The organism is Kosakonia oryzendophytica, assembly GCF_900094925.1.
Classification (GTDB): Bacteria; Pseudomonadota; Gammaproteobacteria; order Enterobacterales; family Enterobacteriaceae; genus Kosakonia; species Kosakonia oryzendophytica.
The window spans coordinates 241,734-266,561 of record NZ_FMAY01000003.1 but is presented as its reverse complement, the minus strand read 5'-3'; the positions used below and the strand labels follow the sequence as shown (position 1 = coordinate 266,561).

The window sequence follows — 24,828 nt, the reverse complement described above, 5'->3', positions numbered from 1 at the left end:
GTTGCCGGTTACAGGCTGGAGACGTTTTCGCTCAGGTATTTCGCGACGCCGTCCGGAGAGGCGTTCATTCCCTCTTTGCCTTTTTCCCACTGAGCCGGGCACACTTCGCCGTGCTCTTCATGGAATTGCAGCGCATCAACCATACGCAGCATTTCATCAATGTTACGTCCCAGCGGCAGGTCGTTTACCACCTGGTGACGCACGATGCCGTCTTTGTCGATCAGGAAGGAGCCGCGCAGGGCAACGCCGGCGTCCGGATGTTCAATACCGTAGGCTTTCTGGATTTCACGTTTGATGTCAGCAACCATTGCGTATTTCACCGCGCCGATACCGCCTTTTTCCACCGGCGTGTTACGCCATGCGTTGTGAACAAACTCGGAATCGAAAGAGACACCAACCACTTCTACGCCACGGCTTTGGAATTCGGCATAGCGTTTGTCGAAGGCGATCAGTTCTGACGGGCAAACGAACGTGAAGTCCATCGGCCAGAAGAACAGAACGGTGGCTTTACCGTGGGTGTGCTGTTTGAAATTGAAGTTTTCAACGATTTCACCGTTGCCCAGTACGGCGGCAGCAGTAAAGTCCGGGGCCTGACGAGTCACCAGTACCATAAGTACTCCTTTGATTTACAAGGTTAATAGAACGCAACGCGGGGGATTATAGGGAGAGGTGACGGCCTGCTCAAAGCGCCACTGCCAATCGCTGAGATAGGTATTGGCTATTGAACGGTTCCTTTTTATCGTTATAAAGATAATGGCTATGGGCAAAAGCGCAAGCGTTATAACGACCGGGCGTTCGCTTGGGCGATCATCCTGGGGTAGAAATCCCAAAATAAACGCTCCAGCAGCGCGTAATTGGCGTCCAGATCCTGCCAGGAATCGCGCAGTGCTTCAAGGCGTGGACGGCGGTTGGCCATGCCGTTGAGTACGTTCTGAATAAAGTGCATGTCACGGTAGCGTTCCATCCAGCGTTCTGACCACAGGTAATTGTTCAGATTGACGAAACGCGGCGGGGAGTCGGGCAGGATGGTGGCCACTTGCGCGTGGGCGTAACGGATAAACGCATCCAGCGGCAAATCAGGCGATACCTGTGCCCAATGGCGTGACAGGAAGTGATCCCACATCACATCGAGTGTGATAGGCGCGACCCGGCGCGTTTGCGGGCGGAAGGCTTCACGGGCAATTTTCACCTCCGGTAGATTGTCGGTCATCACATCGATACGGCGGTGCAGATGAATACCGTCGACGATCGCTTGCGGATAGAGATTCTCCGGATTGCCGCGCACAAAATCCGCCAGCAGGTTGCCGGGAAGGGAGCTGTCAGCCAGATGGGCAAGGTGCAGGTGTGCTAAAAAATTCATCTCTATTGTTTATCCAAAAGCGGCTAACGGTTGCAGCGAAAGGGCGTGCGCACTAGACTACCCGCCTCTTAAATATGTATCGAGTTAGTGTCATGCGCGTTGCCGATTTTTCCTTTGAACTACCTGAATCCCTGATTGCCCATTACCCGCAGCCCGAGCGCAGCAGTTGCCGCTTATTGTCGCTGGATGGCCCAACAGGCGCGCTGACGCATGGTACTTTCACCGATTTACTCGATAAGCTCAACCCTGGCGATCTGCTGGTGTTCAATAACACCCGCGTTATTCCGGCGCGTCTGTTTGGCCGCAAAGCCAGCGGTGGCAAGATTGAAGTGCTGGTCGAGCGCATGCTCGATGATAAACGTATTCTGGCACATATCCGCGCGTCTAAAGCACCGAAACCCGGAACAGAACTGTTGCTGGGCGATGGGGAAGATATTCCGGCAACCATGGTGGCGCGCCACGACGCGTTATTCGAGGTGGCATTCCATGACGAACGACCGGTGCTGGATATTCTCAACGCCATCGGCCATATGCCACTGCCACCGTATATCGACAGACCCGATGAGGACGCCGATCGCGAACTCTACCAGACCGTTTACAGCCAGAAACCCGGTGCGGTAGCTGCACCGACAGCGGGTCTGCATTTTGATGAACCTTTGCTGGCGCGTCTGCGTGAGAAAGGCATTGAAATGGCCTTTGTCACTCTGCATGTCGGGGCCGGGACGTTCCAGCCCGTGCGTGTTGACAGCATTGAAGATCACATCATGCATTCTGAGTACGCTGAAGTGCCGCAAGAGGTTGTGGACGCGGTGCTGGCGGCAAAATCCCGGGGTAACCGTGTGGTGGCGGTCGGCACCACCTCCGTGCGCTCGCTGGAAAGTGCCGCGCAGGCGGCGAAGGATGCGTTGATTGCCCCGTTCTTCGGCGATACGCAGATCTTTATCTATCCGGGGTATCAGTACCAGGTGATTGATGCGCTGGTCACCAACTTCCATTTGCCTGAATCGACGCTGATTATGCTGGTTTCCGCTTTCGCCGGTTATCAACACACCATGAATGCGTACCGCGCCGCAGTTGCGGAGAAATATCGCTTTTTTAGTTACGGTGATGCGATGTTTATCACGTACAATCCGCAAGCTCTTTTAGAGCGTCCTTAACAAGGCTATTTTACTTGCCATTTTGCACCTGGGCAGTGTTCGCACAAAATGTTATGACATTTTGAACGCCGCTTGCGGCGGCTCTTGGGGGCGAGCGAAGGGAGTAATCCTCACGTACTGCGTGTACGCTCCGGTTGCTGCGCGCTGTCCGCGTCCAGATTGGTAGTGCCAATAACGCCTTGCGTGCGGATTGGTCAATTCGACGTTGTGGAGTGATTCCGCAACAGGTTAGTTATCATCAGACTGTTTCTCTGATGTTGGAGAAGAAATGAAATTTGAACTCGATACTACCGACGGGCGCGCGCGCCGCGGCCGCCTGGTGTTTGAGCGTGGCGTTGTGGAAACGCCGGCATTTATGCCCGTGGGCACGTACGGCACCGTAAAAGGGATGACGCCGGAAGAAGTGGAAGCGACCGGTGCGCAGATTATTCTGGGCAACACCTTCCATTTGTGGCTGCGTCCGGGCCAGGAAATTATGAAGCTGCACGGCGATCTGCATGATTTTATGCAGTGGAAAGGGCCGATTCTCACCGATTCCGGCGGCTTCCAGGTTTTTAGCCTTGGCGATATCCGTAAGATCACCGAAGCGGGCGTTCATTTCCGTAACCCGATCAATGGCGATCCGATTTTCCTCGATCCGGAAAAATCGATGGAGATTCAATACGATCTCGGTTCCGATATTGTAATGATTTTCGACGAATGCACGCCTTACCCGGCAGATTGGGACTATGCAAAGCGCTCCATGGAGATGTCTCTGCGTTGGGCGAAGCGCAGCCGTGAGCGTTTTGATGGCCTGGGAAATAAAAATGCGCTGTTTGGCATTATTCAGGGCAGTGTTTACGAAGATTTACGCGATATCTCAGTCAAAGGTCTGGTAGAGATTGGCTTTGATGGCTACGCTGTCGGCGGTTTGGCTGTTGGCGAGCCGAAAGAAGATATGCACCGCATTCTGGAGCACGTCTGCCCGCAGATCCCGGCTGACAAACCACGATACCTGATGGGGGTGGGGAAACCGGAAGATCTGGTTGAAGGCGTGCGTCGCGGTATTGATATGTTTGACTGCGTTATGCCGACGCGTAACGCCCGTAATGGCCATCTGTTTGTGACCAATGGCGTGGTGAAAATCCGTAACGCGAAATATAAAAGCGATACCGGCCCGCTCGATCCCGAGTGTGATTGCTATACATGTCGCAATTATTCGCTCGCCTACTTGCATCATCTTGATCGTTGCAACGAAATATTGGGCGCGCGTCTCAATACCATTCATAACTTGCGGTTCTATCAGCGCTTAATGGCTGGTTTACGCAAGGCTATTGAAGAGGGTAAATTAGAGAGCTTCGTAGCGGATTTTTACCAACGTCAGGGTCGACCGGTTCCACCTTTGAACGTTGATTAATTTAATAATGAGGGAATTTGAATGAGCTTTTTTATTTCTGATGCGGTAGCCGCAGCAGGCGCGCCGGGACAGAGCAGCCCGATGTCTCTGATCCTGATGCTGGTTGTGTTCGGTCTGATTTTTTACTTCATGATCCTCCGCCCGCAGCAAAAACGCACCAAAGAGCATAAAAAGCTGATGGACTCCATCGCGAAGGGTGATGAAGTACTGACCAACGGTGGTCTGGTGGGGCGCGTAACCAAAGTAGCGGAAACCGGCTACATTGCTATTGCGCTGAACGACACCACTGAAGTGGTCATCAAACGTGACTTCGTAGCTGCCGTTCTGCCGAAAGGCACCATGAAGGCGCTGTAATCTATCGTTTTCCCAAAGGGAACTGCCGTGTTAAACCGTTATCCTTTGTGGAAGTACATCATGCTGGTCGTCGTGATTATCGTCGGCCTGCTTTACGCACTTCCCAACCTGTATGGTGAGGATCCGGCTGTTCAGATCACTGGCGCGCGCGGCGTCGCCGCCAGTGAGCAAACGCTGATCCAGGTCCAGAACGATCTACAAAAAGAAAAAATTAACGCGAAGTCTGTGGCACTGGAAGAGGGCGCTATTCTTGCTCGCTTCGATTCTACCGATACGCAACTCCGCGCCCGCGAAGTACTGGTCAGTGCGTTAGGCGACCAATATGTTGTGGCGCTTAACCTTGCGCCGGCAACGCCGCGCTGGCTGACCTACATTAAAGCCGAACCGATGAAACTCGGCCTTGACTTGCGTGGCGGCGTGCACTTCCTGATGGAAGTCGACATGCAAACAGCGCTTGGCAAACTGCAGGAACAGAATATCGACAGCCTGCGCAGCGATCTGCGTGATAAAGGCATTCCTTACACCACCGTGCGTAAGGAAGATAACTATGGCCTGAGCATTCAATTCCGCGACAGTGCAGCGCGCGATCAGGCGAACGCTTATCTGACAAACCGTCACCGCGATCTGGTGATCTCTAACCAGGGCGACACCAGCCTGCGCGCGGTGATGAGCGATGCGCGTCTGAGTGAAGCGCGCGAATATGCGGTTCAGCAGAACATCAATATCCTGCGTAACCGTGTTAACCAGCTCGGCGTTGCCGAACCGCTGGTGCAGCGCCAGGGGGCTGACCGTATTGTGGTTGAGCTGCCAGGTATTCAGGATACAGCGCGTGCTAAAGAGATTCTTGGTGCGACCGCAACGCTGGAATTCCGTCTGGTTAACAGCAGTGTGGATGCTTCCGCAGCCGCCGCTGGCCGTGTACCGGGTGATTCTGAAGTCAAACAGACGCGTGAAGGTCAGCCGGTTGTCCTGTACAAACGCGTGATCCTGACGGGTGACCATATCACCGATTCGACCTCAAGCCAGGATGAGTACAACCAGCCGCAGGTCAACATTTCGCTGGATAGCGCAGGCGGCAATATCATGTCTAACTTCACCAAGGACAACATCGGCAAGCCGATGGCGACCCTGTTTGTGGAGTACAAAGACAGCGGTAAAAAAGATGCTAATGGCCGTGCGGTGCTGGTGAAACAGGAAGAGGTGATTAACATCGCCAATATCCAGTCTCGTCTCGGCAACAGCTTCCGTATTACGGGGATTAACAATCCGAACGAAGCACGTCAGCTGTCGCTGTTGTTGCGTGCTGGTGCGCTGATTGCGCCGATTCAGATTGTTGAAGAGCGCACCATTGGTCCAACGCTGGGTTCACAGAACATTACTCAGGGTCTGGAAGCCTGCCTGGCGGGTCTGGTGGTCTCCATCATCTTTATGATCTTCTTCTATAAGAAGTTTGGTCTTATCGCGACCTCTGCGCTGGTGGCTAACCTGGTGTTGATTGTCGGTATTATGTCCTTGTTGCCTGGCGCAACGCTGACCATGCCGGGGATTGCGGGGATCGTGCTGACGCTTGCGGTGGCGGTGGACGCCAACGTACTGATAAACGAACGTATTAAGGAAGAGCTGAGCAACGGTCGTTCGATCCAGCAGGCTATCCACGAAGGTTATCAGGGCGCATTTTCGTCTATTTTCGATGCGAACATCACCACGTTGATCAAAGTGCTTATTCTTTACGCGGTAGGTACGGGTTCAATTAAAGGGTTTGCGATCACTACCGGTATCGGTGTAGCGACCTCAATGTTCACCGCCATTGTCGGCACACGTGCCATCGTCAACCTGTTGTACGGCGGCAAACGCATTAACAAGCTGTCTATCTGAGGAGTGCGTTGTGGCACAGGATTATACTGTTGAACAATTGAACCACGGCCGTAAAGTCTGGGACTTTATGCGCTGGGACTACTGGGCTTTTATGATTTCCGGCGGGCTGCTGATCCTGTCCATCGTGGTGATGGGCGTTCGCGGCTTTAACTGGGGCCTGGATTTTACCGGTGGTACGGTTATCGAAATTTCGCTGGAGAAACCAGCGGATATGGATCTGATGCGCGATGCGCTGGAGAAAGCGGGCTTCAAAGAGCCGCTGCTGCAGAACTTCGGCAGCAGCCGCGACATTATGGTGCGTATGCCGCCTGCACAGGGTGAAAGCGGCGGACAGGTACTGGGCAGCAAGGTTGTAAGCGTCATTAATGAAGCTACCAGCCAGAATGCCGCAGTGAAGCGCATTGAATTTGTCGGCCCGAGCGTGGGGGCGGATCTGGCGCAAACGGGCGGCATGGCGCTGCTGGTCGCGTTGATCAGTATTCTGGTGTATGTCGGTTTCCGCTTTGAATGGCGTCTGGCGGCGGGTGTGGTTATCGCGCTGGCGCACGACGTGATCATCACCATGGGCGTGCTGTCGCTGTTCCATATTGAGATTGACCTGACCATTGTGGCATCGCTGATGTCGGTGATCGGTTACTCTCTTAACGACAGTATCGTGGTATCTGACCGTATCCGTGAGAACTTCCGTAAGATCCGTCGCGGTACACCGTATGAGATCTTTAACATCTCGCTGACGCAGACCCTGCATCGTACTTTGATCACGTCCGGTACGACGTTGGTGGTGATCCTGATGCTGTATCTCTTCGGGGGCGCAATGCTTAAAGGCTTCTCGCTGACTATGTTGATCGGTGTCTCCATCGGTACAGCTTCTTCCATTTACGTCGCCTCCGCACTGGCGTTGAAAATGGGTATGAAGCGCGAGCATTTGCTGCAGCAGAAAGTTGAGAAAGAAGGGGCGGATCAGCCGTCCATTCTGCCGTAAGCATTTGTTTATTGATAAAAACCGCAGCTCAGTCTGCGGTTTTTTTTCGCCAAGCGATCGCTCCTGACAGTATGCTGTCAGGAGGGGGACGGCAAACTCTCCTTGCTGACTAAACAGAAAGGAGAGGAACATGAACACATTAATTAACTGGTTTGAACTGCCGGTACAGCAACTCGATCGCGCTGTGGCGTTTTATCAACATGTATTGGGCGGCGAATTTCGTCGTGAGACGGTAACAGGCATTGAGATGGCGGTATTCCCGCATATCAAACCTGCCACGGGGGGCGCGCTGGTAAAAGGCCCGATGTTCCAGCCAGCGAATGGTGGCGCAGTGGTTTACCTCGCGACGGAAGATATTAACGCCGCACTTGAACGCGTGCGTGAGAAACAAGGGGAATGCTGCTTTGGCCCACAGGTATTACCGGACAATATTGGTACCATTGCGCTGATTATCGACAGTGAAGGTAATCGGGTAGGTTTGCACCAGCCTGCATAATATACTTTGAGCCTGCGCATCCCGCGCAGGCTGATTTTCCCGGAAAACGACCATGAGCCGCCGTGCCGATCGTCTGTTTCAGATAGTACAAGTCCTGAGAACCCGCCGACGCGTTACGGCCGCCTTGCTGGCCGAGCGACTGGAGGTTTCTGAACGCACCATCTATCGCGATATCCGCGATTTATCACTGTCGGGCGTGCCGGTTCAGGGCGAAGCCGGAAGTGGGTATCGCCTGATGCCCGGTTTCGATCTCCCGCCATTGATGTTTACCAGCATGGAAGTGGAGGCACTGATCGCCGCGATTGGGATGCTGCAAACCTGGAGCGGTGATGTGCTGGCGCAGGCTGCCGGTTCCGCGCAGGAGAAACTGCTGGCGGTGTTGCCGTACGATAAACGCATCGCGGCTGAACGTAACCGCATTATTTCACCGAATTTTGACAGATTTCCGCAGGTTCGCGTCTGGTTTGATGTGATTCACCAGGCAATGCGCCTGCATCAGGAACTCTATCTGCACTACCAGGACGAGAAGGGTGACGTTTCCGAACGGGTGATCCATCCGCTGGGATTATCCTTTATGGGGGCGACGTGGGTACTGGTGGCGTGGTGTGAACTGCGTGATGCTTACCGTTGTTTTCGCCTGGATCGTTGCCAGGGCGTGACCTTTACCGGGAAAGCATTTGCCGAGCGGCCTGATCGCTCAATGCAAGAGTTTATCCGCTTGCAGAAAGAAGCCTACGCGAAATAAAAAAGCCGACCTTGCGATCGGCTTTTCGGGCTGGATGCGCTGGCCGTGGCTGAACGCCACCCGGCAAGCGTCATCACGGGATCAGAAGTTGTAACCCACCACCAGGTAACCACCCCAACCGGTAGAACGCGCGCTAAAGTCGCCTGCGCCCCAATTCAGTGTGGCATCATCTTTGAACTGACCGCCATTGTGCCAGTAACGCGCAACTACAGAGTAATGCCAGTGGTCGTAGCCCAGGGAGAGGATATGACTGGATGCGATGGAGTTGTTGGTACGCTGCTGCTCACCGTTAACATAGTAACGGCTGTCGCCCAGGTCTGAACCCCAGTCAAAGTTGGTAAAGCCGATGTAGCTCAACTGGCCGCCCCACAGCGTGGTGATCGGGACAAAGTATTTCACTTTGAAACGGTAGCCATCCCACTCGTTCTCGTTCGTGGCACCGTAGTTCTGCCACTGGTATTTCGCATACACGTTCAGAGACAGGCTCATCGGCAGACCGGTGTCGATGTCGGTACCCAGACCCATGTACCAGGTGCTCTGGCGACCCGATGCGTTGCGGCCCATGTCGTAGATGTAGTTATTGGCGATGTACCACTCTTTGAACGGGCCAAAGCTCAGGTCAGTGCCGGTCAGTTTATCAATGGAGAAACGCGGTTCGATTTCCATAAACAGCGGAGAGCCGTGGTTCCAGATCCCCTTCGCACCGGTGTTACCCCCGAAGAATACCGGCGCATCCATATAGCCGTAGAAATCAAACCAATCTTTCTTGGCGAACGCTTCATATTCCAGGTAGGTATCGTTACGCGGGACAGGTCCGAAACGGGTGTGATAACTCCCCACCACGTTTACGCTCTGGTGCCACCAGTCGGAAAGATATTCAGGTTTGCTGTTATCCGCTGCGTTAGCAGTGAAAGAAGCGGAAAGCGTCAGAGCAGCACTGGCTGCGAGGATTATTTTTTTCATCATTTCGCCACTGATTGAGATCCCAGACGGGAGTGAAAGAAAGCACGCATTGAGTTTCTAAATGTTTCATATTTCTGGACGCCTATTATAAGTATCCGCGCTCACAAAAATATGTGTTGTTTCACATTACTGACACATACGTAATCGATTGCGTTCACGTTTGCGTGTAATAAACGAGGGCGATTGTACTGGCATTTATCAATATTGCAAATTCGTGAATGTGATGACGGGAGGAAAGAAAAGAAGATAAAGCGTGACAAAAAGCAAGTAGGGGCGACAACGTCACCCCTGACGACTTACTGCAAATTGGCGGGCTGAATGTCGTGAATGCGCACAAAGCCTAACTGATCCGGCGTAATGCCGTTGAGTTGCAGCGGAATGTCCACATCGCTTGGCGCAAGCGTGCTGGCAGGCGCATTAATCAGCTGATTCTGCACATTCACTTCCTGATAGTTTTCGGTTGTCCCCTGAATCTGTCCCCACTCAACGGTACCACTGAAGGCGGGAAGTGGATCGTTGGACTCGCCCTGAATACGCAGCACGATGCGGGTGCCGCCAGCGTTTGGCGCAATGTTTTGCAATGACATGCGCAACATACCAATCTGGCTGTTCAGGCGAGCCGGGGTGTTCGCACCCGGTAACAAATACACGCCGCTGCCGGATTTGGCATTCAGGGTATTTTGCTGGGTGATTTTGACCGTTTCTTTATTCAGTTTGCTCATTTCGTTGTTCAGTGTGCTGACGCTCTGATGCAACTGTCGGACTTCGCTTTGCTGGGCGCAGGCACTGAGGGCAAAAAGGCTTCCCAGTAAGAGTGTTCTTAGGTAACGTCTTGTCATTGTGTCTGTTTCCTTGAAAATGAGGATCGCTGTAATGGTAGACAGCAACGCTGTGGTTGCCATCGATCCATTGTCTCAAAAACGGTCTGCCTTTGTAGTCATGCCAGTTCGGGGTAAAATAGATTTCAGTTAACTCTAACGTCAGGACACTGTATGCATTGCCCATTCTGTTTCGCCGTGGATACCAAAGTAATTGATTCTCGTCTGGTGGGTGAAGGTTCTTCTGTTCGCCGCCGCCGGCAGTGTCTGGTCTGCAACGAGCGTTTCACCACCTTCGAAGTGGCGGAACTCGTGATGCCGCGGGTGGTAAAGAGCAATGATGTGCGTGAGCCGTTCAATGAAGACAAACTGCGCAGCGGTATGTTAAAAGCGCTGGAAAAACGTCCGGTAAGCGCGGATGACGTGGAAATGGCGCTGAACCACATTAAATCGCAACTTCGCGCAACAGGCGAACGCGAAGTGCCGAGTAAAATGATCGGTAATCTGGTGATGGAGCAGCTTAAAAAGCTCGATAAAGTGGCTTATGTTCGCTTTGCTTCCGTCTACCGCAGCTTTGAAGATATTCGCGAGTTTGGCGAAGAGATCGCTCGCCTACAGGACTAAGCATGCAGGACGAAATGTATATGGCCCGCGCGCTGAAACTGGCGCAGCGCGGTCGTTTTACCACCCATCCGAATCCGCGCGTCGGCTGCGTGATTGTGAACGATGGCGAGATCGTTGGTGAAGGTTTTCATTATCGCGCAGGTGAACCCCATGCCGAAGTGCATGCGCTGCGTATGGCAGGCGATCGCGCCCGCGGCGCAACGGCGTATGTCACGCTGGAGCCGTGCAGTCACCATGGCCGTACGCCGCCGTGCTGCGAAGCGCTGATTGCCGCAGGCGTTGCTCGCGTTGTCGCGGCGATGCAGGATCCCAACCCGCAGGTTGCCGGTCGCGGCTTGTACCGCCTGCAACAGGAAGGCATCGAGGTCAGCCACGGGCTGATGATGAGCGAAGCAGAAGCGCTGAATAAGGGCTTCCTCAAACGCATGCGTACCGGGTTCCCTTATGTGCAGCTCAAGCTGGGGGCGTCGCTGGACGGCCGCACCGCGATGGCGAATGGCGAAAGTCAGTGGATCACCTCGGCGCAGGCACGTCGCGATGTACAGTTATTGCGTGCGCAAAGCCATGCCATTCTGACCAGCAGTGCAACCGTGCTGGCAGACGATCCCGCGCTGACCGTACGCTGGGCGGAGTTAAACGCCGACACGCAAGCGTTGTATGCACAGGAAAATCTGCGTCAGCCAGTGCGTATTGTTGTCGACAGCCAGAACAGGGTCACACCGCAGCACCGCATTAGCCAGCAGGCAGGAGAAACCTGGTTTGCCCGGACGAAAGCAGATGATCGCACCTGGCCGCAAAGCGTGCGGGAGATCATCGTACCGGAGCATAACGGCCACGTGGATCTGGTTATGCTGATGATGTTGCTGGGAAAACAGCAAATTAACAGCGTGTGGGTGGAAGCCGGTGCGAATCTTGCTGGCGCGTTGTTGCAGGCCGGGCTGGTGGATGAACTGATTATTTACCTCGCGCCTACACTACTTGGCAGCGACGCGCGCGGGTTATGCGTATTGCCGGGACTGTCGGCGCTGGTCGATGCGCCACACTTTAAATTCAATGAGATACGTCAGGTTGGCCCGGATGTCTGCCTGCATCTTACCCACGCGTGATGCCTGCTGTAAAAGGGAAGCAGCGCGTAAAATATTATGATAAAATCCGCCCCCCTGCGGGGTCCGAACTGAACCTGTGAAGGATATGTATGAACATTATTGAAGCCAACGTCGCTGCTCCTGACGCTCACGTCGCTATCACCATCGCGCGTTTCAACAACTTCATCAACGACAGCCTGCTGGAAGGCGCGGTTGATGCGCTGAAACGCATCGGTCAGGTGAAAGACGCCAATATCACCGTCGTGTGGGTGCCAGGCGCCTACGAACTGCCGCTGGCGGCAGGTGCGCTGGCGAAAACCGGCAAATACGATGCGGTGATCGCGCTTGGCACAGTGATCCGCGGCGGCACTGCGCACTTCGAATATGTTGCTGGTGGCGCAAGCAGTGGCCTGGCGCATGTTGCACAGGATAGCGAAATTCCTGTCGCGTTTGGCGTGCTGACCACTGAAAGTATTGAACAAGCCATCGAACGCGCTGGCACTAAAGCCGGTAATAAAGGCGCAGAAGCTGCGCTGACCGCGCTTGAAATGATTAATGTATTGAAAGCCATTAAGGCCTGATTTTTTGTAAGGGGAATTCCGTGAAACCTGCTGCTCGTCGCCGCGCCCGTGAGTGTGCCGTCCAGGCGCTTTACTCCTGGCAGTTGTCCCAGAACGACATCGCTGATGTTGAATACCAGTTCCTGGCGGAGCAAGACGTTAAAGATGTTGACGTCCTGTACTTCCGTGAACTGCTGAGCGGGGTGGCGACCAATAGCGCATATCTCGATGGCTTAATGAAGCCGTACCTGTCCCGCATGCTGGAAGAGCTGGGCCAGGTCGAGAAAGCGGTATTGCGTATCGCACTGTTCGAACTGTCTAAACGTGATGATGTGCCGTATAAAGTGGCCATCAACGAAGCTATCGAACTGGCAAAAACCTTTGGCGCTGAAGACAGCCACAAGTTTGTTAACGGCGTGCTGGATAAAGCCGCTCCTGCGATCCGTCCCCACAAAAAGTGATCCGTAAGCCGGTGATAAGCGTTGCACTTTGCTCGCTTGTCCCGGCTTTTTCTTTTTTCTACCGAGGCATAACGTATGGCATGCGGCGAATTTTCCCTGATTGCCCGTTATTTTGACCGTGTACGTCATTCCCGTCGCGATGTAGAAACCGGCATCGGCGATGACTGTGCTCTGCTCAATGTTCCCGAAAAACAGACACTGGCAATAAGCGTGGATACGCTGGTGGCGGGCAACCACTTTCTGCCGGATATCGATCCGGCCGATCTGGCGTATAAAGCGCTGGCGGTTAATCTTAGCGATCTGGCTGCGGTCGGTGCCGATCCGGCGTGGATGACGCTGGCGTTGACCTTACCGGACGCGGATGAGGGCTGGCTACAGGCCTTCAGTGATAGCCTGTTTGAACAACTCAGCTACTACGATATGCAACTCATTGGGGGTGATACCACCCGCGGACCGTTGTCGATGACGATTGGTATTCATGGTTATGTGCCGGTTGGGCGCGCCATGAAACGCGACGGCGCAAAACCTGGCGACTGGATTTATGTTACCGGTACGCCGGGTGACAGCGCCGCCGGGCTGGCGATTTTGCAGCAGCGTTTAGCGGTGAAAGACCGCGAAGACGCAGCTTATCTGCGCCAGCGCCACCTGAGACCGACACCGCGCCTTCTGCATGGCCAGGCGCTACGCAATCTTGCCAGCTCGGCAATCGACATTTCTGATGGTCTGATTTCCGATCTGGGCCATATTCTGCACGCCAGCGGTTGCGGGGCGCGTGTCGACCTGGATCTGCTGCCATATTCAGACGCTTTCCGCCGCCATGTAGAGAAAGAGCAGGGGGTGCGCTGGGCGCTTTCCGGTGGTGAAGATTATGAACTGTGCTTTACCGTGCCGGAGCTGAACCGCGGCGCGCTGGATGTGGCTATCGGTCACCTGGGTGTGCCCGTGACGTGCATAGGGCAGATGAGCGCCGATGTGGACGGGCTGCATTTTACGCGTGATGGCAAGCCCGTTACGCTCGACATGAAAGGATATGACCACTTTGCCGCGCACTAAAGACGTCGCCAAAAGCCGCCTCAATTTACGCAATCCCTGGCATTTGCTGGCTACCGGCTTTGGCAGCGGTTTGAGCCCGATAGTACCAGGAACAATGGGCTCGCTGGCATCGATTCCTTTCTGGTGGGGGATGACGTTTTTACCCTGGCAGATCTATTCACTGCTGGTGATGCTGGGCATTTCCATTGGCGTTTATCTTTGTCACCAGACGGCAAAAGATATGGGCGTACACGATCACGGCAGCATTGTCTGGGATGAATTCATTGGGATGTGGATAACGCTGATGGCATTACCCACCAATGACTGGCAGTGGGTGGCTGTGGGGTTTGTGCTGTTCCGTATTTTGGATATGTGGAAGCCGTGGCCGATCCGCTGGTTTGATCGCAACGTTCACGGCGGGATGGGGATCATGGTGGACGATATTGTTGCCGGGATCATCGCCGCCGGGCTGCTGTACCTGATTGGCCACCACTGGCCGATCGGACTGATTTAATTGGATTGTGCCGGAGGGCTAACGCCTTTTCTGGCAGCGAAATATACCGGCCCGGTAAGCGAAACGCAGCCGGGCCGTTTATTATTTAAACCCCACCACCGGATGTGGCTGATACGGCGTTTCGAGTTCGGCGATGTGTTCCGGCTTCAGCGTTAAATCCACCGCACCCAGCAGTTCGTCGAGTTGCTCTTCCCGGGATGCGCCAATAATCGGTGCGGCAATACCCGGTTTGCTTAACAACCATGCCAGCGCGACTTGCGCGCGTGAGGCCCCTGTCTCTTCAGCCACACCCGCCAGGCGTTCTGCAATCTGCGCATCGTTTTCATCGGTTTCGCTGTACAGCGTTTTACCAAATTCATCGGAGACCAGACGGGCAGTGGTTTCTCCCCACGGACGGGTTAAACGACCACGCGCCAGCGGACTCCAGGGGATCACGGCAATCCCTTCTTTGTAGCACAGCGGCAGCATGTCGCGCTCTTCTTCACGGTAGATCAGATTGTAGTGATCCTGCATGGTGACAAAACGCGCCCAGCCATGTTCTGCCTGGAGCGACAACGCCTGGGCAAATTGCCGGGCATGCATGGAAGAGGCCCCGATATAGCGTGCTTTACCGGCTTTCACCACATCGTTAAGCGCTTCGAGGGTTTCTTCAATCGGCGTGGTGTAATCCCAGCGATGGATCTGCAGGAGATCAACATACTCCATGCCCAGACGTTTAAGGCTGTCATCAATGGATCGCAGGATCTGCGCCCGGGAGAGGCCTTCTGCCAGATCCCCCACCTGGTGATAGACTTTGGTGGCAACAATCACCTCATCGCGGCGGGCAAAATCGTGCAGTGCACGACCAACGATCTCTTCACTGCTGCCGTCAGAGTAGCTGTTCGCGGTGTCGAAAAAGTTGATGCCGCCTTCCAGCGCGCGCCGGATAATCGGGCGGCTGCTCTCTTCCGGCAGTGTCCAGGCGTGTTTCCCCCGGTCAGGTTCGCCAAATGTCATGCAGCCAAGGCAAAGGCGGGAAACCCGAAGATCTGTTTTTCCTAATGTGTTGTATTGCATGGTTCCACTCCTGCTCGTCAAAACGTACGTTTAAGCATAGCAGGAGTGGAAAGGGGGAGGGTCAGGCCAGCCAGTTACGGATGCGGGCTTCAATGCCTGCGGCATTCAATCCCAGATCTGCACGCGCTTCATCCTGAGTGCCCTGAGGGATAAAGAAGTCCGGCAGACCAAGATTCAGTACCGGCACCGGTTTGCGGTGAGCCATCAGTACGTCATTCACACCGCTGCCCGCGCCGCCAATAATGGCATTCTCTTCCAGCGTGACCAGAGCGTCATGGGTGGCGGCGGTTTGCAGAATCAGCGCTTCATCCAGCGGCTTAACAAAGCGCATATCGATAAGCGTCGCGTTAAGCGCGTCCGCTGCTTTTTCTGCTTCCGGCAGCAGGGTACCGAAGTTGAGGATCGCCAGTTTCTCACCACGACGTTTCACCAGCCCTTTACCGAGAGGGAGTTTTTCCAGTGGTTGCAGCGGCACGCCAACAGCGTTGCCCCGCGGGTAGCGCACCGCGCTTGGCCCCTCTGCATAGTGATAACCGGTGAACAGCATCTGGCGACACTCGTTTTCGTCGCTCGGCGTCATGATCACCATATCGGGAATGCAACGCAGATAGGAGATATCAAAGGCACCCTGGTGCGTTTGGCCGTCAGCGCCGACAATCCCAGCGCGATCGATAGCGAACAGCACCGGCAGTTTCTGGATCGCCACATCGTGGATCACCTGGTCATAGGCGCGTTGCAGGAACGTCGAATAGATCGCCACGACGGGTTTATAACCGCCAATGGCCAGGCCCGCAGCAAACGTCACTGCATGTTGCTCGGCGATGGCGACATCGAAGTATTGATCCGGGTATTTGCGTGAAAATTCCACCATACCGGAACCTTCACGCATGGCCGGGGTGATCGCCATCAGCTTGTTATCTTTGGCGGCGGTCTCACATAACCAGTCGCCAAAGATCTTCGAATAGGAGGGCATTCCGCCGCTGCTTTTTGGTAATGTTCCGCTGGTGGGATCGAATTTTGGCACCGCGTGGAAGGTGATAGGATCTTTTTCAGCCGGCTCATACCCGCGGCCTTTCTTGGTCATGATATGCAGGAATTGTGGGCCTTTCAGGTCGCGCATATTGCGCAACGTTTGCACCAGCCCCAGCACGTCGTGCCCATCAACCGGGCCGATATAGTTAAAGCCCAGTTCTTCAAATAGCGTACCCGGTACGACCATACCTTTGATATGTTCCTCGGTCCGCTTGATCAGCTCTTTGATCGGTGGTACGCCGGAGAGCACTTTTTTACCCCCCTCGCGCAGCGTGGAGTAAAGTTTGCCGGAAAGCAGTTGCGCCAGATGGTTATTCAGGGCACCAACGTTTTCGGAAATCGACATTTCGTTGTCGTTGAGCACCACTAGCATATCGGGGCGAATATCCCCGGCGTGGTTCATGGCTTCGAACGCCATTCCGGCGGTGATAGCGCCGTCGCCAATCACACAGACGGTGCGCCGCTGCTTGCCCTCTTTCGCGGCCGCGACGGCAACACCGATCCCGGCGCTGATGGAGGTGGATGAGTGGCCCACGCTCAGTACGTCATATTCACTTTCGCCACGCCACGGGAAGGGGTGCAGGCCATTTTTCTGCCGGATAGTGCCGATTTTATCCCGGCGTCCGGTCAGGATCTTGTGCGGATAGGCCTGATGGCCAACATCCCAGATCAACTGATCAAAGGGGGTGTTGTAGACGTAGTGCAGCGCAACGGTCAGCTCAACCGTGCCAAGCCCGGAAGCGAAGTGCCCGCTGGAACGGCTCACGCTATCCAGCAGGTAGCGACGCAGCTCGTCGCACAGCTTCGGCAGGCTCTCTTTCGGCAGCAGACGCAACTCTTGTGTGGTATCAACCAGCGCCAGCGTCGGGTATTTGGCTATATCAAAACTCATCAGCAACTCGTTATAGCATGTTGGTTTATTTATCACGCTGGATTATGTAATTCGCCAGTGCTTCCAGTGCCGTTGTATCCAGTGATTGCGCCGACAGCTGGCTTAGCGCCTGGCGGGCATCGTCAATCAGGTCGCGGGCTTTTGTCCGGGCTTGCTCAAGGCCCAGCAGTGCGGGATAGGTGCTTTTACCAAGTTGCTGATCGGCGCCCTGGCGCTTACCAAGCGTCGCAGTATCGCCGACAACATCCAGAATGTCATCCTGAACCTGGAAAGCCAGACCGATGTTTTCCGCATAGCGATCGAGCAACGGCAATGCTTCCCGGCCTTTGTCGCCAGCGCTTAACGCTCCCATTCTTACCGCTGCGCGGATCAGTGCGCCGGTCTTATGGCGATGGATCTGTTCCAGTGCTTCCAGCGAAACCTGCTCGCCTTCTGCGGCTAGATCCAGAGCCTGACCGCCGCACATCCCGGCCACACCGCTGGCGGTAGCCAGCTCTGAAACCAGACTCAGTCGATCACGGGGGGCGACTTCCGGCATGGGCGCATCGGCAAGGATCGAGAACGCCAGCGTTTGCAATGCATCTCCCGCGAGGATGGCATTGGCTTCGCCAAACTTGATATGGCACGTTGGCAAACCACGGCGTAAATCGTCGTCATCCATGGCGGGCAGATCGTCATGGATCAGTGAATAAGCATGGATGCACTCCACCGCAGCGGCGGGGGCGTCCAACGTTTGTCGGCTCACGCCGAACATGCCGCCGGTGGCATAAACCAGAAATGGACGCAGCCGTTTACCACCTAATAGTGCGCCATATTGCATGGCCTCAACCAGAGGAGTGTTCTGAAAGGGCAACGGATCGATAAAACGGCGCAGCGCGTCGTTGGCCTGATCTACACAGGTTTGCAGCTGTTGGTTAAAATCCATTTACTCGGTATCCGGTGCGAAAGGCGTAAGCGGTGCTTCTTCGTTGTCGGACAACAGGATCTGCACGCGTTGTTCCGCTTGTTGCAGTTTTACCTGTCCCTGGCGCGCCAGTTGCACGCCACGTTCAAATTCATTGAGCGCCTCTTCCAGCGGGAGATCGCCGCTTTCAAGACGAGTGACAATCTGTTCCAGTTCGCTCAGCGCAGTTTCAAAACTGGCCGGTGCGTCATTTTTCTTTGGCATAGTGAATGTCTGACTCTTCTGTTTTCCGACTCAATCCAATGACGTTATGGTAGCGAAGTCGCGGAACTAAGCAAATAACGCGCAATGGTAATGCGTTGCACAAGATCTTCGCGATGGTGGTATACTTGCGCGCCTGGATGCAGCCGTGGGTATGGGCTGCTGTATTTTTCCCTTCACAGGCCCTACGGGCTTGCCAACGAACCATTGCCGCCATGAAGTTTATCATTAAATTGTTCCCGGAAATCACCATCAAAAGCCAATCTGTGCGTTTGCGCTTTATTAAAATTCTTACCGGGAACATTCGTAACGTTCTGAAACAGTATGACGAGACGCTTGCTGTTGTCCGCCACTGGGACAACATTGAAGTCCGCGCCAAAGATGAAAACCAGCGTCTGGTTATCCGCGATGCACTGACCCGCATCCCGGGTATTCACCATATTCTGGAAGTGGAAGACGTCCCTTTCACTTCTCTGCACGATATCTTTGAAAAAGCGCTGGTGCAGTACCGTGAACAGATTGAAGGTAAAACCTTCTGCGTACGCGTAAAACGCCGCGGTAAGCACGAATTCAGCTCCATTGAAGTGGAACGGTATGTCGGCGGCGGTCTGAATCAGCATGTTGAGTCGGCGCGTGTCAAACTGACTCACCCGGATGTGACGGTTAACCTCGAAATTGAAGACGATCGTCTGCTGCTGGTTAAAGGTCGTTACGAAGGTATCGGAGGTTTCCCGATTGGCACCCAGGAAGATGTGCTGTCGCTGATTTCCGGCGGGTTCGATTCCGGCGTTTCCAGTTATATGCTGATGCGCCGTGGCTGCCGTGTGCACTATTGCTTCTTTAACCTTGGCGGTGCCGCTCATGAAATCGGCGTTCGCCAGGTAGCGCATTATCTGTGGAACCGTTTTGGTAGCTCGCACCGCGTGCGTTTTGTGGCGATTAACTTTGAGCCGGTGGTCGGCGAAATCCTCGAAAAAGTGGATGACGGCCAGATGGGCGTGGTGCTGAAACGTATGATGGTGCGCGCGGCGTCAAAAGTGGCCGAGCGCTACGGCGTGCAGGCGCTGGTTACCGGTGAAGCGCTGGGCCAGGTCTCCAGCCAGACGCTGACCAACCTGCGCCTGATTGATAACGTGTCTGATACGTTGGTGCTGCGTCCGCTGATCTCTTACGACAAAGAGCACATCATCGACCTGGCACGTGAGATTGGTACCGAAGATTTCGCCCGTACCATGCCGGAATATTGCGGCGTGATCTCCAAAAGCCCGACGGTAAAAGCGGTAAAAGCGAAGATCGAAGCGGAAGAAGCGCATTTCGATTTCGCGATTCTCGATCAGGTAGTCGCGGATGCCAGCAACATCGATATCCGTGAAATCGCCCAGCAGACCCAGGAAGAGGTGGTTGAGGTTGAAACGGTTAGCGGTTTTAGCCCGAACGATGTCGTGCTGGATATCCGTTCTATTGATGAGCAGGACGATAAGCCATTACAGCTGGAGGGGGTCGACGTGGTTTCGCTGCCGTTCTACAAGCTGAGCACCAAATTTGGCGATCTCGATCAGAGCAAAACCTGGCTGCTATGGTGTGAACGTGGTGTGATGAGCCGTCTTCAGGCGCTCTATCTGCGCGAGCAGGGCTTCCAGAACGTGAAGGTTTATCGCCCGTAAGTGAAGACGCCGGATGGGGGGGCAAACACCGCCATCCGGCATAAAACTTATTCGTAGTAATTATAAATCCCGGCCGCCATCACCAATTGTGAGGCCACTTCATGGGCTTTCTCGCGTCCAACCAGCAGATCGATAATCTTCAACCCAAAATCAATGGCAGTACCTGGCCCCTGGCTGGTGAGTAAATTGACCCGCGGATCCCACACCACACGTTTATCCTGCCACTGATCGGCCGGAATGGTTTCTTTAAGGCCCGGAAAACCGGTCATATTGCCGAGCGGGAAAATTTCGTGCGGCACCAGTACGGTGCCTGCCGCCGCGCAAATCGCCGCGACAATACGCCCGGAAAGATGAAACTGGCGCACCGTTTCTACCAGTAACGGACTGTCACGGAAACACTCCGCGCCTTTCAGCCCGCCAGGCAGCACGATAATGTCGTAATCGCCATCCGCCACGGCAACCAGCGGCGCATCTGCCAGCAGTTTAACGCCGCGGGAACAGGTAATGGTCAGGTTGCCATTGCTGGCGACGCTGGCGGTGGTGACGGCAATACCGCCACGTACCAGCAGATCGATAGTGGTAACCGCTTCGGTCTCTTCACTACCAGGGGCGAGACATATCAGAGCCGATGCGCTCATACTCACTCTCCTTACGTTTAATCATTTCATACAAACGGGCATTTTCCGGCACCGCGATGCCATGCGCACGCGCCCGTTTGAGTAAATAGCCGGTGATATAATCACACTCTGTGTGGCGCATCGCGCGCACATCCTGCAACATTGACGAGATATTTTCCGCCGTATTTTCAATGATCTGATGAACATAAGACAGCAAATCGTCCGGCGAGATATGGTGCCCTTCGCGCTCAATCACTGCGGCCACTTCGCGGGTGACTTTCTGGATCTCATCCGGAAAATTCCGCAGGTCGCCATTTTTACAGTCACGTAGCGCGGTCAACGGGTTGATCACGCAGTTCACCGCCAGCTTGCGCCACAGCGCCGGGCGAATGGTGTTATGCCAGGCGACGTCTGGCAGCACGTCCTGCAGAATATCTGCCAGGTAACTGAAGTCACCGTCCTGCTGCCGCGCTGGCCCAATGTGGGTTGTTCCACTGGCGACATGAACAATCACATTACCGTCACGACGGGCGGCATGGGTCGTAGTGCCGATCAGCAGAGGATTTGGCAACGCTTTGAGTTCTTCTACGGTGCCCATGCCGTTATGGATCAGTAAAACGGGCGTTGTTGGGGCGAGCATGGAGGCAAGGCCCTTCACCGCATCGGACACCTGCCACGCTTTTAGCGTGACCAGCAGTAAGTCACTGCGGGCCAGAAATTCAGGATCGTTGGCCGTCAGGGATTCGTTAAAAATGGAGCCGTCATCATCCACGACATTCACACTGCAAAACGGTTGTGGAACACGTAACCATCCTTGTACTTCATGTCCGTGCTTACACAAGGCTGTTAACCACAATTGCCCTAAAGCACCGCATCCGAGTACGGTAATTCTCATTTATCCTCCTCACCTGCAACTGCGCCAGGTGTTGCTTCAACCATTATAGCGCTGTCAGCTAAGCTTCCAGTATTACAAGTTGAGTTATGCATCGTTGCGGGTATTATGCATCGCAACAAATACAGAGGGAGAAGAAAAGATGCCATCTTTCGATATTGTTTCCGAAGTTGAAATGCGTGAAGTGCAAAACGGCGTAGAGAATGCGACCCGTGAACTGGCAACACGCTTTGATTTTCGCAACATTGAAGCCACTTTCGAACTGAACGAAGAAAAACAGACGATTAAGGTACTGAGCGAATCAGATTTTCAGGTTAACCAGTTGCTGGATATCCTGCGCGGTAAACTGCTCAAACGCGGCATTGAAGGCGCGTCGCTGGAGGTGCCAGAAGAGTTTGTTCACAGCGGCAAGACCTGGTTTGTGGAAGCGAAACTGAAGCAGGGCATTGATGCGCCGACAGCGAAGAAAATCATCAAGCTGATTAAAGACAGCAAACTGAAAGTGCAGGCGCAGATCCAGGGTGAAGAGATCCGTGTTACCGGAAAATCCCGTGATGATCTCCAATCCGTCATGGCACTGGTGCGCGGCGGCAATCTGGGGCAGCCGTTCCAGTTCAAAAACTTCCGCGATTAATCGCACAATTACCCTCTCCCGGCAGGGGAGAGGGTAACGGGCAGAGTTAACCGGCGAGAGCCTGTTCGACCTCAAAACGGTTGGTCACTTTGCTGTCGATTTTGACATAAGCACTACGCTCTTCCGCCACGACCATGACTTCACTTACTCCGGCTTTGGCTTGCAGACGCTGCGTTAGCGCCGCATCGATCGCGACATCATCCGGAATAGCGATACGCAGGCTGCTGACATAAGGCGGCTCTTGCATTGTGCCGGCAACCAGTAACCAGACCGCTGCCAGCAACGCCCCAGCCAGAAATACCGTTTGCGAGTCGAACAACCCATCCACCCAACCGCCCAGCGAACCGCCAATAGCCACGCCAATAAACTGGCTGGTGGAGTAAATCCCCATCGCCGTCCCTTTGTAACCCGCCGGGGCTTCTTTACTGATTAACGACGGTAACAAAGCTTCCATAAGGTTAAAGGCAAGAAAGAAAAGCTGGACCCCGATAACGATTTCCCAGAAGTGCGGCCCGGCACCCCACAGCACGATTTCAGCAATCAGCAGCAACGCCACGCAGAACAGGAATACACGCTTCATGCGGCGTTTCACTTCGGCATAAATAATAAACGGCACCACTGAGACGAAGGAAACCAACATGGTGACCAGGTAAATTTTCCAGTGTTCCGCTGCGGGGAAGCCTGCTGATTCGAGCTGACCGGGTAGAGCCACAAAGGTCGACATCAGTAAAATATGCAGGCACATAATGCCAAAATTAAGCTTCAGCAATTTGGGATTGACCATCACCATACGGAAACAGTCTTTCACCATGCCCGATTCGCGGTTACGCACGTGATACTGGCTGTTCGGTACCACCCACAGGGTCAGCGCAATACCGGCCAGCGCCAGTCCGGCAATCATCCAGAACAGGGCATGCAGACCCAGTTGATGGGTGATTATTGGGCCCAGCACCATGGCGATGGCGAAGGTCACGCCAAAGCTGACGCCGATAAACGCCATCGCTTTTGTGCGGTTTTGTTCACGGGTGAGATCGGAAAGCAACGCCATAACGGCGGCGGCAATGGCACCGGAGCCCTGTAATGCGCGGCCAAGGATAATGCCCCAGATCGAATTGGAGAGTGCGGCAATGACGCTGCCGACGACAAAGATTGCCAGCCCACCGACAATCAGCGGCTTACGCCCGATCCGGTCCGATAGCAGGCCAAACGGAATTTGAAAGACCGCCTGCGCAAGACCGTAAATGCCAATTGCCAGGCCTATCAGGGCTTCGCTGGCGCCCTGCAGCGCCATACCATAGGTGGTGAGAACGGGCAGGACCATAAACATGCCAAGCATGCGCAATGAAAAAACAGTCCCTAAACCCCAGGTGGCGCGCAACTCGCCTGGTGTCATCTTGTAATCGTTCATTACTACCTCAAATTGAAAACCGGACATAGTGTAGTGCGGGGGCAGGGCGGGGTAAATAACAGCTTGATTAACAAATATTACCCTTCTGTTTCGGGGCGGCAGAATGAAAAAAGGGTGCCGAAGCACCCTTTTATATAGCGGTATGGATCACCAGACGTAGGTCAGCAGACTGTGCGAATCGGGCACCATAAAATCGACGGACATCATCACGGAGAGCGAAGTAATAGCGACAATCGAGAAGACGAACAGTTTGCGCGCCCACACTTTGTCATCCGCCACTTTATAGCCGCGTAGTGCCATCCCTAACCACCAGAGGCTTACTGCCGCGGCAACCACCAGGTATTTATAACCGGCGTAACCGCCCAGTGAGAGCATCAGCGTGGCGATGGCGAACGCGAGGATATACAGCGTGATATGGTTTTTGGCTACGGAAATGCCCTTGACTACTGGCAGTACCGGAATGTTCGCCGCCTGATAATCCTTAAAACGGAAAATCGCAATGGCGTAGGAGTGCGGCATCTGCCAGAGGCTAAAAATAGCCAGCAGGATAAGTGCACCGCTGTCGAACTCGTTGGTTACTGCGCAGTAGCCAATCACCGGCGGCGCAGCGCCGGAGAGAGAGCCAATCAGCGTACCGTAAACGGAGTGACGTTTCATATACAGGCTGTAGACGCCCACATACACCACGAACCCCATCACCCCCAGCCAGCAGGCCAGCGGATTAGCACCAAACCACAGCAGCATAAAGCCAGCAATACCCAACAAGGTGGCGTACACCAGCGACACGTTTGGCGAGATCAACCCTCTGACCAGCACACGGTTTTTCGTCCGCTCCATCTTTTTATCGATGTCGCGATCGATGTAGTTGTTGAAAACACAACCCGAGGCGACCACCAACGACACGCCAATCAGCGTGTAGACGAACAGGGGATAGTCAATGTGGCCTTTGGAAGCCAACAGGAATCCCCCGATCACGGAGATCAGATTGCCAAAAATAATGCCCGGTTTCGTTACTTGCAGGTATTGCTTAAACATACTCGCCGCTC

At 54.4% G+C, this 24,828-nt stretch carries 27 protein-coding genes; 15 read left to right on the top strand and 12 right to left on the bottom strand.

Annotated elements, in window-relative coordinates:
- Window positions 1-8: 8 nt before the first annotated feature.
- Entirely contained in the window at window positions 9-611 is a 603-nt protein-coding gene (locus GA0061071_RS07370; RefSeq protein ID WP_061497248.1) for a peroxiredoxin C, read from the bottom strand.
- A gap of 167 nt (window positions 612-778) precedes the next feature.
- Window positions 779-1,360 (bottom strand): ACP phosphodiesterase, encoded by a 582-nt coding sequence (gene acpH, locus GA0061071_RS07365; protein WP_061497245.1) that lies wholly within the window; start codon window positions 1,358-1,360, stop codon window positions 779-781.
- 92 nt (window positions 1,361-1,452) lie between these two features.
- Here acpH and queA point away from each other — a divergent pair, with 92 nt between their 5' ends.
- The 7 genes from queA (at window position 1,453) to GA0061071_RS07325 (ending at window position 8,365) form a co-directional block, all read left to right on the top strand.
- The gene (gene queA, locus GA0061071_RS07360; RefSeq protein WP_061497243.1) at window positions 1,453-2,517 is read left to right on the top strand and encodes a tRNA preQ1(34) S-adenosylmethionine ribosyltransferase-isomerase QueA; all 1,065 of its coding nucleotides are present in this window, start codon (window positions 1,453-1,455) and stop codon (window positions 2,515-2,517) included.
- Window positions 2,518-2,785: 268 nt separating this feature from the next.
- Window positions 2,786-3,913: a tRNA guanosine(34) transglycosylase Tgt gene (tgt, locus tag GA0061071_RS07350; RefSeq protein ID WP_061497241.1), complete on the top strand. Its 1,128-nt coding sequence runs from the start codon at window positions 2,786-2,788 to the stop codon at window positions 3,911-3,913.
- Between the two features lie 21 nt (window positions 3,914-3,934).
- Window positions 3,935-4,267 (top strand): preprotein translocase subunit YajC, encoded by a 333-nt coding sequence (yajC, locus tag GA0061071_RS07345; protein ID WP_061497239.1) that lies wholly within the window; start codon window positions 3,935-3,937, stop codon window positions 4,265-4,267.
- A 27-nt stretch (window positions 4,268-4,294) separates the two neighbouring features.
- Entirely contained in the window at window positions 4,295-6,142 is a 1,848-nt protein-coding gene (secD, locus tag GA0061071_RS07340; RefSeq protein ID WP_071890588.1) for a protein translocase subunit SecD, read from the top strand.
- A 10-nt stretch (window positions 6,143-6,152) separates the two neighbouring features.
- The gene (gene secF, locus GA0061071_RS07335; RefSeq protein WP_061497235.1) at window positions 6,153-7,124 is read left to right on the top strand and encodes a protein translocase subunit SecF; all 972 of its coding nucleotides are present in this window, start codon (window positions 6,153-6,155) and stop codon (window positions 7,122-7,124) included.
- A gap of 130 nt (window positions 7,125-7,254) precedes the next feature.
- Window positions 7,255-7,620: a VOC family protein gene (locus tag GA0061071_RS07330; RefSeq protein ID WP_061497233.1), complete on the top strand. Its 366-nt coding sequence runs from the start codon at window positions 7,255-7,257 to the stop codon at window positions 7,618-7,620.
- Between the two features lie 52 nt (window positions 7,621-7,672).
- A complete protein-coding gene (locus GA0061071_RS07325; RefSeq protein WP_061497231.1) occupies window positions 7,673-8,365 on the top strand; it encodes a helix-turn-helix transcriptional regulator in 693 nt (230 codons plus the stop codon).
- An 81-nt stretch (window positions 8,366-8,446) separates the two neighbouring features.
- Here GA0061071_RS07325 and GA0061071_RS07320 read toward each other — a convergent pair whose 3' ends face one another.
- Together GA0061071_RS07320 and GA0061071_RS07315 are read right to left on the bottom strand one after the other, a co-directional pair.
- A complete protein-coding gene (locus GA0061071_RS07320; protein ID WP_061497229.1) occupies window positions 8,447-9,328 on the bottom strand; it encodes a nucleoside-specific channel-forming protein Tsx in 882 nt (293 codons plus the stop codon).
- Between the two features lie 296 nt (window positions 9,329-9,624).
- Window positions 9,625-10,167 (bottom strand): SadB/YajI family lipoprotein, encoded by a 543-nt coding sequence (locus tag GA0061071_RS07315; protein WP_061497227.1) that lies wholly within the window; start codon window positions 10,165-10,167, stop codon window positions 9,625-9,627.
- Window positions 10,168-10,320: 153 nt separating this feature from the next.
- On the opposite strand from GA0061071_RS07315, the gene nrdR reads away from it, so the two are divergent.
- The 6 genes from nrdR (at window position 10,321) to pgpA (ending at window position 14,422) form a co-directional block, all read left to right on the top strand.
- Complete coding sequence (gene nrdR / locus GA0061071_RS07310) at window positions 10,321-10,770, top strand: transcriptional regulator NrdR (RefSeq protein ID WP_054804396.1); 450 nt, start codon at window positions 10,321-10,323, stop codon at window positions 10,768-10,770.
- A gap of 2 nt (window positions 10,771-10,772) precedes the next feature.
- On the top strand, window positions 10,773-11,876 hold the full coding sequence (ribD, locus tag GA0061071_RS07305; protein ID WP_061497225.1) for a bifunctional diaminohydroxyphosphoribosylaminopyrimidine deaminase/5-amino-6-(5-phosphoribosylamino)uracil reductase RibD: 1,104 nt from the start codon (window positions 10,773-10,775) through the stop codon (window positions 11,874-11,876).
- Window positions 11,877-11,965: 89 nt separating this feature from the next.
- Complete coding sequence (ribH, locus tag GA0061071_RS07300; protein WP_061497223.1) at window positions 11,966-12,436, top strand: 6,7-dimethyl-8-ribityllumazine synthase; 471 nt, start codon at window positions 11,966-11,968, stop codon at window positions 12,434-12,436.
- A gap of 20 nt (window positions 12,437-12,456) precedes the next feature.
- Window positions 12,457-12,876: a transcription antitermination factor NusB gene (gene nusB / locus GA0061071_RS07295; RefSeq protein WP_061497221.1), complete on the top strand. Its 420-nt coding sequence runs from the start codon at window positions 12,457-12,459 to the stop codon at window positions 12,874-12,876.
- Between the two features lie 75 nt (window positions 12,877-12,951).
- Window positions 12,952-13,929 (top strand): thiamine-phosphate kinase, encoded by a 978-nt coding sequence (gene thiL, locus GA0061071_RS07290; protein ID WP_061497219.1) that lies wholly within the window; start codon window positions 12,952-12,954, stop codon window positions 13,927-13,929.
- Complete coding sequence (gene pgpA, locus GA0061071_RS07285; protein ID WP_061497217.1) at window positions 13,907-14,422, top strand: phosphatidylglycerophosphatase A; 516 nt, start codon at window positions 13,907-13,909, stop codon at window positions 14,420-14,422. The genes thiL and pgpA overlap by 23 nt, the downstream gene beginning before the upstream one ends.
- Window positions 14,423-14,503: 81 nt before the next feature.
- On the opposite strand, the gene GA0061071_RS07280 is transcribed toward pgpA, so the two are convergent.
- The 4 genes from GA0061071_RS07280 to xseB form a co-directional block, all read right to left on the bottom strand.
- Window positions 14,504-15,478: an aldo/keto reductase gene (locus GA0061071_RS07280; protein WP_088236774.1), complete on the bottom strand. Its 975-nt coding sequence runs from the start codon at window positions 15,476-15,478 to the stop codon at window positions 14,504-14,506.
- A 61-nt stretch (window positions 15,479-15,539) separates the two neighbouring features.
- Window positions 15,540-17,402, bottom strand: a complete 1,863-nt coding sequence (dxs, locus tag GA0061071_RS07275) for a 1-deoxy-D-xylulose-5-phosphate synthase (RefSeq protein WP_061497213.1) — start codon at window positions 17,400-17,402, stop codon at window positions 15,540-15,542.
- A 25-nt stretch (window positions 17,403-17,427) separates the two neighbouring features.
- A complete protein-coding gene (ispA, locus tag GA0061071_RS07270) occupies window positions 17,428-18,327 on the bottom strand; it encodes a (2E,6E)-farnesyl diphosphate synthase (protein ID WP_061497211.1) in 900 nt (299 codons plus the stop codon).
- On the bottom strand, window positions 18,328-18,570 hold the full coding sequence (gene xseB / locus GA0061071_RS07265) for an exodeoxyribonuclease VII small subunit (RefSeq protein ID WP_061497209.1): 243 nt from the start codon (window positions 18,568-18,570) through the stop codon (window positions 18,328-18,330).
- 212 nt (window positions 18,571-18,782) lie between these two features.
- Between xseB and thiI the strand changes: the two genes are divergently transcribed.
- Complete coding sequence (gene thiI, locus GA0061071_RS07260; RefSeq protein WP_061497207.1) at window positions 18,783-20,231, top strand: tRNA uracil 4-sulfurtransferase ThiI; 1,449 nt, start codon at window positions 18,783-18,785, stop codon at window positions 20,229-20,231.
- A 47-nt stretch (window positions 20,232-20,278) separates the two neighbouring features.
- Here the strand turns inward: thiI and yajL are convergent, their stop codons facing one another.
- Together yajL and panE are read right to left on the bottom strand one after the other, a co-directional pair.
- A complete protein-coding gene (gene yajL, locus GA0061071_RS07255; RefSeq protein ID WP_088236773.1) occupies window positions 20,279-20,869 on the bottom strand; it encodes a protein deglycase YajL in 591 nt (196 codons plus the stop codon).
- The gene (gene panE / locus GA0061071_RS07250) at window positions 20,832-21,743 is read right to left on the bottom strand and encodes a 2-dehydropantoate 2-reductase (protein WP_088236772.1); all 912 of its coding nucleotides are present in this window, start codon (window positions 21,741-21,743) and stop codon (window positions 20,832-20,834) included. Before panE ends, yajL begins: the two co-directional genes overlap by 38 nt.
- A gap of 139 nt (window positions 21,744-21,882) precedes the next feature.
- Between panE and GA0061071_RS07245 the strand changes: the two genes are divergently transcribed.
- On the top strand, window positions 21,883-22,374 hold the full coding sequence (locus GA0061071_RS07245) for a YajQ family cyclic di-GMP-binding protein (protein WP_061497201.1): 492 nt from the start codon (window positions 21,883-21,885) through the stop codon (window positions 22,372-22,374).
- 46 nt (window positions 22,375-22,420) lie between these two features.
- Here GA0061071_RS07245 and GA0061071_RS07240 read toward each other — a convergent pair whose 3' ends face one another.
- Both GA0061071_RS07240 and cyoE read right to left on the bottom strand, forming a co-directional pair.
- Window positions 22,421-23,782, bottom strand: coding sequence for an MFS transporter (locus tag GA0061071_RS07240; protein ID WP_088236771.1), 1,362 nt, complete (start codon window positions 23,780-23,782; stop codon window positions 22,421-22,423).
- 147 nt (window positions 23,783-23,929) lie between these two features.
- On the bottom strand, window positions 23,930-24,817 hold the full coding sequence (cyoE, locus tag GA0061071_RS07235) for a heme o synthase (protein WP_061497197.1): 888 nt from the start codon (window positions 24,815-24,817) through the stop codon (window positions 23,930-23,932).
- Window positions 24,818-24,828 lie beyond the last annotated feature (11 nt).

Bases quoted from the DNA above. Each gene is read 5' to 3' on its own strand.
- GA0061071_RS07370 (WP_061497248.1), bottom strand. From the start codon at position 611: ATGGTACTGGTGACTCGTCAGGCCCCGGACTTTACTGCTGCCGCCGTA.
- dxs (WP_061497213.1), bottom strand. From the start codon at position 17,402: ATGAGTTTTGATATAGCCAAATACCCGACGCTGGCGCTGGTTGATACC.
- yajC (WP_061497239.1), top strand. From the start codon at position 3,935: ATGAGCTTTTTTATTTCTGATGCGGTAGCCGCAGCAGGCGCGCCGGGA.
- panE (WP_088236772.1), bottom strand. From the start codon at position 21,743: ATGAGAATTACCGTACTCGGATGCGGTGCTTTAGGGCAATTGTGGTTA.
- thiL (WP_061497219.1), top strand. From the start codon at position 12,952: ATGGCATGCGGCGAATTTTCCCTGATTGCCCGTTATTTTGACCGTGTA.
- GA0061071_RS07320 (WP_061497229.1), bottom strand. From the start codon at position 9,328: ATGAAAAAAATAATCCTCGCAGCCAGTGCTGCTCTGACGCTTTCCGCT.
- GA0061071_RS07330 (WP_061497233.1), top strand. From the start codon at position 7,255: ATGAACACATTAATTAACTGGTTTGAACTGCCGGTACAGCAACTCGAT.
- GA0061071_RS07240 (WP_088236771.1), bottom strand. From the start codon at position 23,782: ATGAACGATTACAAGATGACACCAGGCGAGTTGCGCGCCACCTGGGGT.
- GA0061071_RS07325 (WP_061497231.1), top strand. From the start codon at position 7,673: ATGAGCCGCCGTGCCGATCGTCTGTTTCAGATAGTACAAGTCCTGAGA.
- tgt (WP_061497241.1), top strand. From the start codon at position 2,786: ATGAAATTTGAACTCGATACTACCGACGGGCGCGCGCGCCGCGGCCGC.
- ribH (WP_061497223.1), top strand. From the start codon at position 11,966: ATGAACATTATTGAAGCCAACGTCGCTGCTCCTGACGCTCACGTCGCT.
- xseB (WP_061497209.1), bottom strand. From the start codon at position 18,570: ATGCCAAAGAAAAATGACGCACCGGCCAGTTTTGAAACTGCGCTGAGC.
- nrdR (WP_054804396.1), top strand. From the start codon at position 10,321: ATGCATTGCCCATTCTGTTTCGCCGTGGATACCAAAGTAATTGATTCT.
- GA0061071_RS07280 (WP_088236774.1), bottom strand. From the start codon at position 15,478: ATGCAATACAACACATTAGGAAAAACAGATCTTCGGGTTTCCCGCCTT.
- GA0061071_RS07315 (WP_061497227.1), bottom strand. From the start codon at position 10,167: ATGACAAGACGTTACCTAAGAACACTCTTACTGGGAAGCCTTTTTGCC.
- ribD (WP_061497225.1), top strand. From the start codon at position 10,773: ATGCAGGACGAAATGTATATGGCCCGCGCGCTGAAACTGGCGCAGCGC.
- yajL (WP_088236773.1), bottom strand. From the start codon at position 20,869: ATGAGCGCATCGGCTCTGATATGTCTCGCCCCTGGTAGTGAAGAGACC.
- queA (WP_061497243.1), top strand. From the start codon at position 1,453: ATGCGCGTTGCCGATTTTTCCTTTGAACTACCTGAATCCCTGATTGCC.
- ispA (WP_061497211.1), bottom strand. From the start codon at position 18,327: ATGGATTTTAACCAACAGCTGCAAACCTGTGTAGATCAGGCCAACGAC.
- acpH (WP_061497245.1), bottom strand. From the start codon at position 1,360: ATGAATTTTTTAGCACACCTGCACCTTGCCCATCTGGCTGACAGCTCC.
- GA0061071_RS07245 (WP_061497201.1), top strand. From the start codon at position 21,883: ATGCCATCTTTCGATATTGTTTCCGAAGTTGAAATGCGTGAAGTGCAA.
- cyoE (WP_061497197.1), bottom strand. From the start codon at position 24,817: ATGTTTAAGCAATACCTGCAAGTAACGAAACCGGGCATTATTTTTGGC.
- thiI (WP_061497207.1), top strand. From the start codon at position 18,783: ATGAAGTTTATCATTAAATTGTTCCCGGAAATCACCATCAAAAGCCAA.
- pgpA (WP_061497217.1), top strand. From the start codon at position 13,907: ATGACCACTTTGCCGCGCACTAAAGACGTCGCCAAAAGCCGCCTCAAT.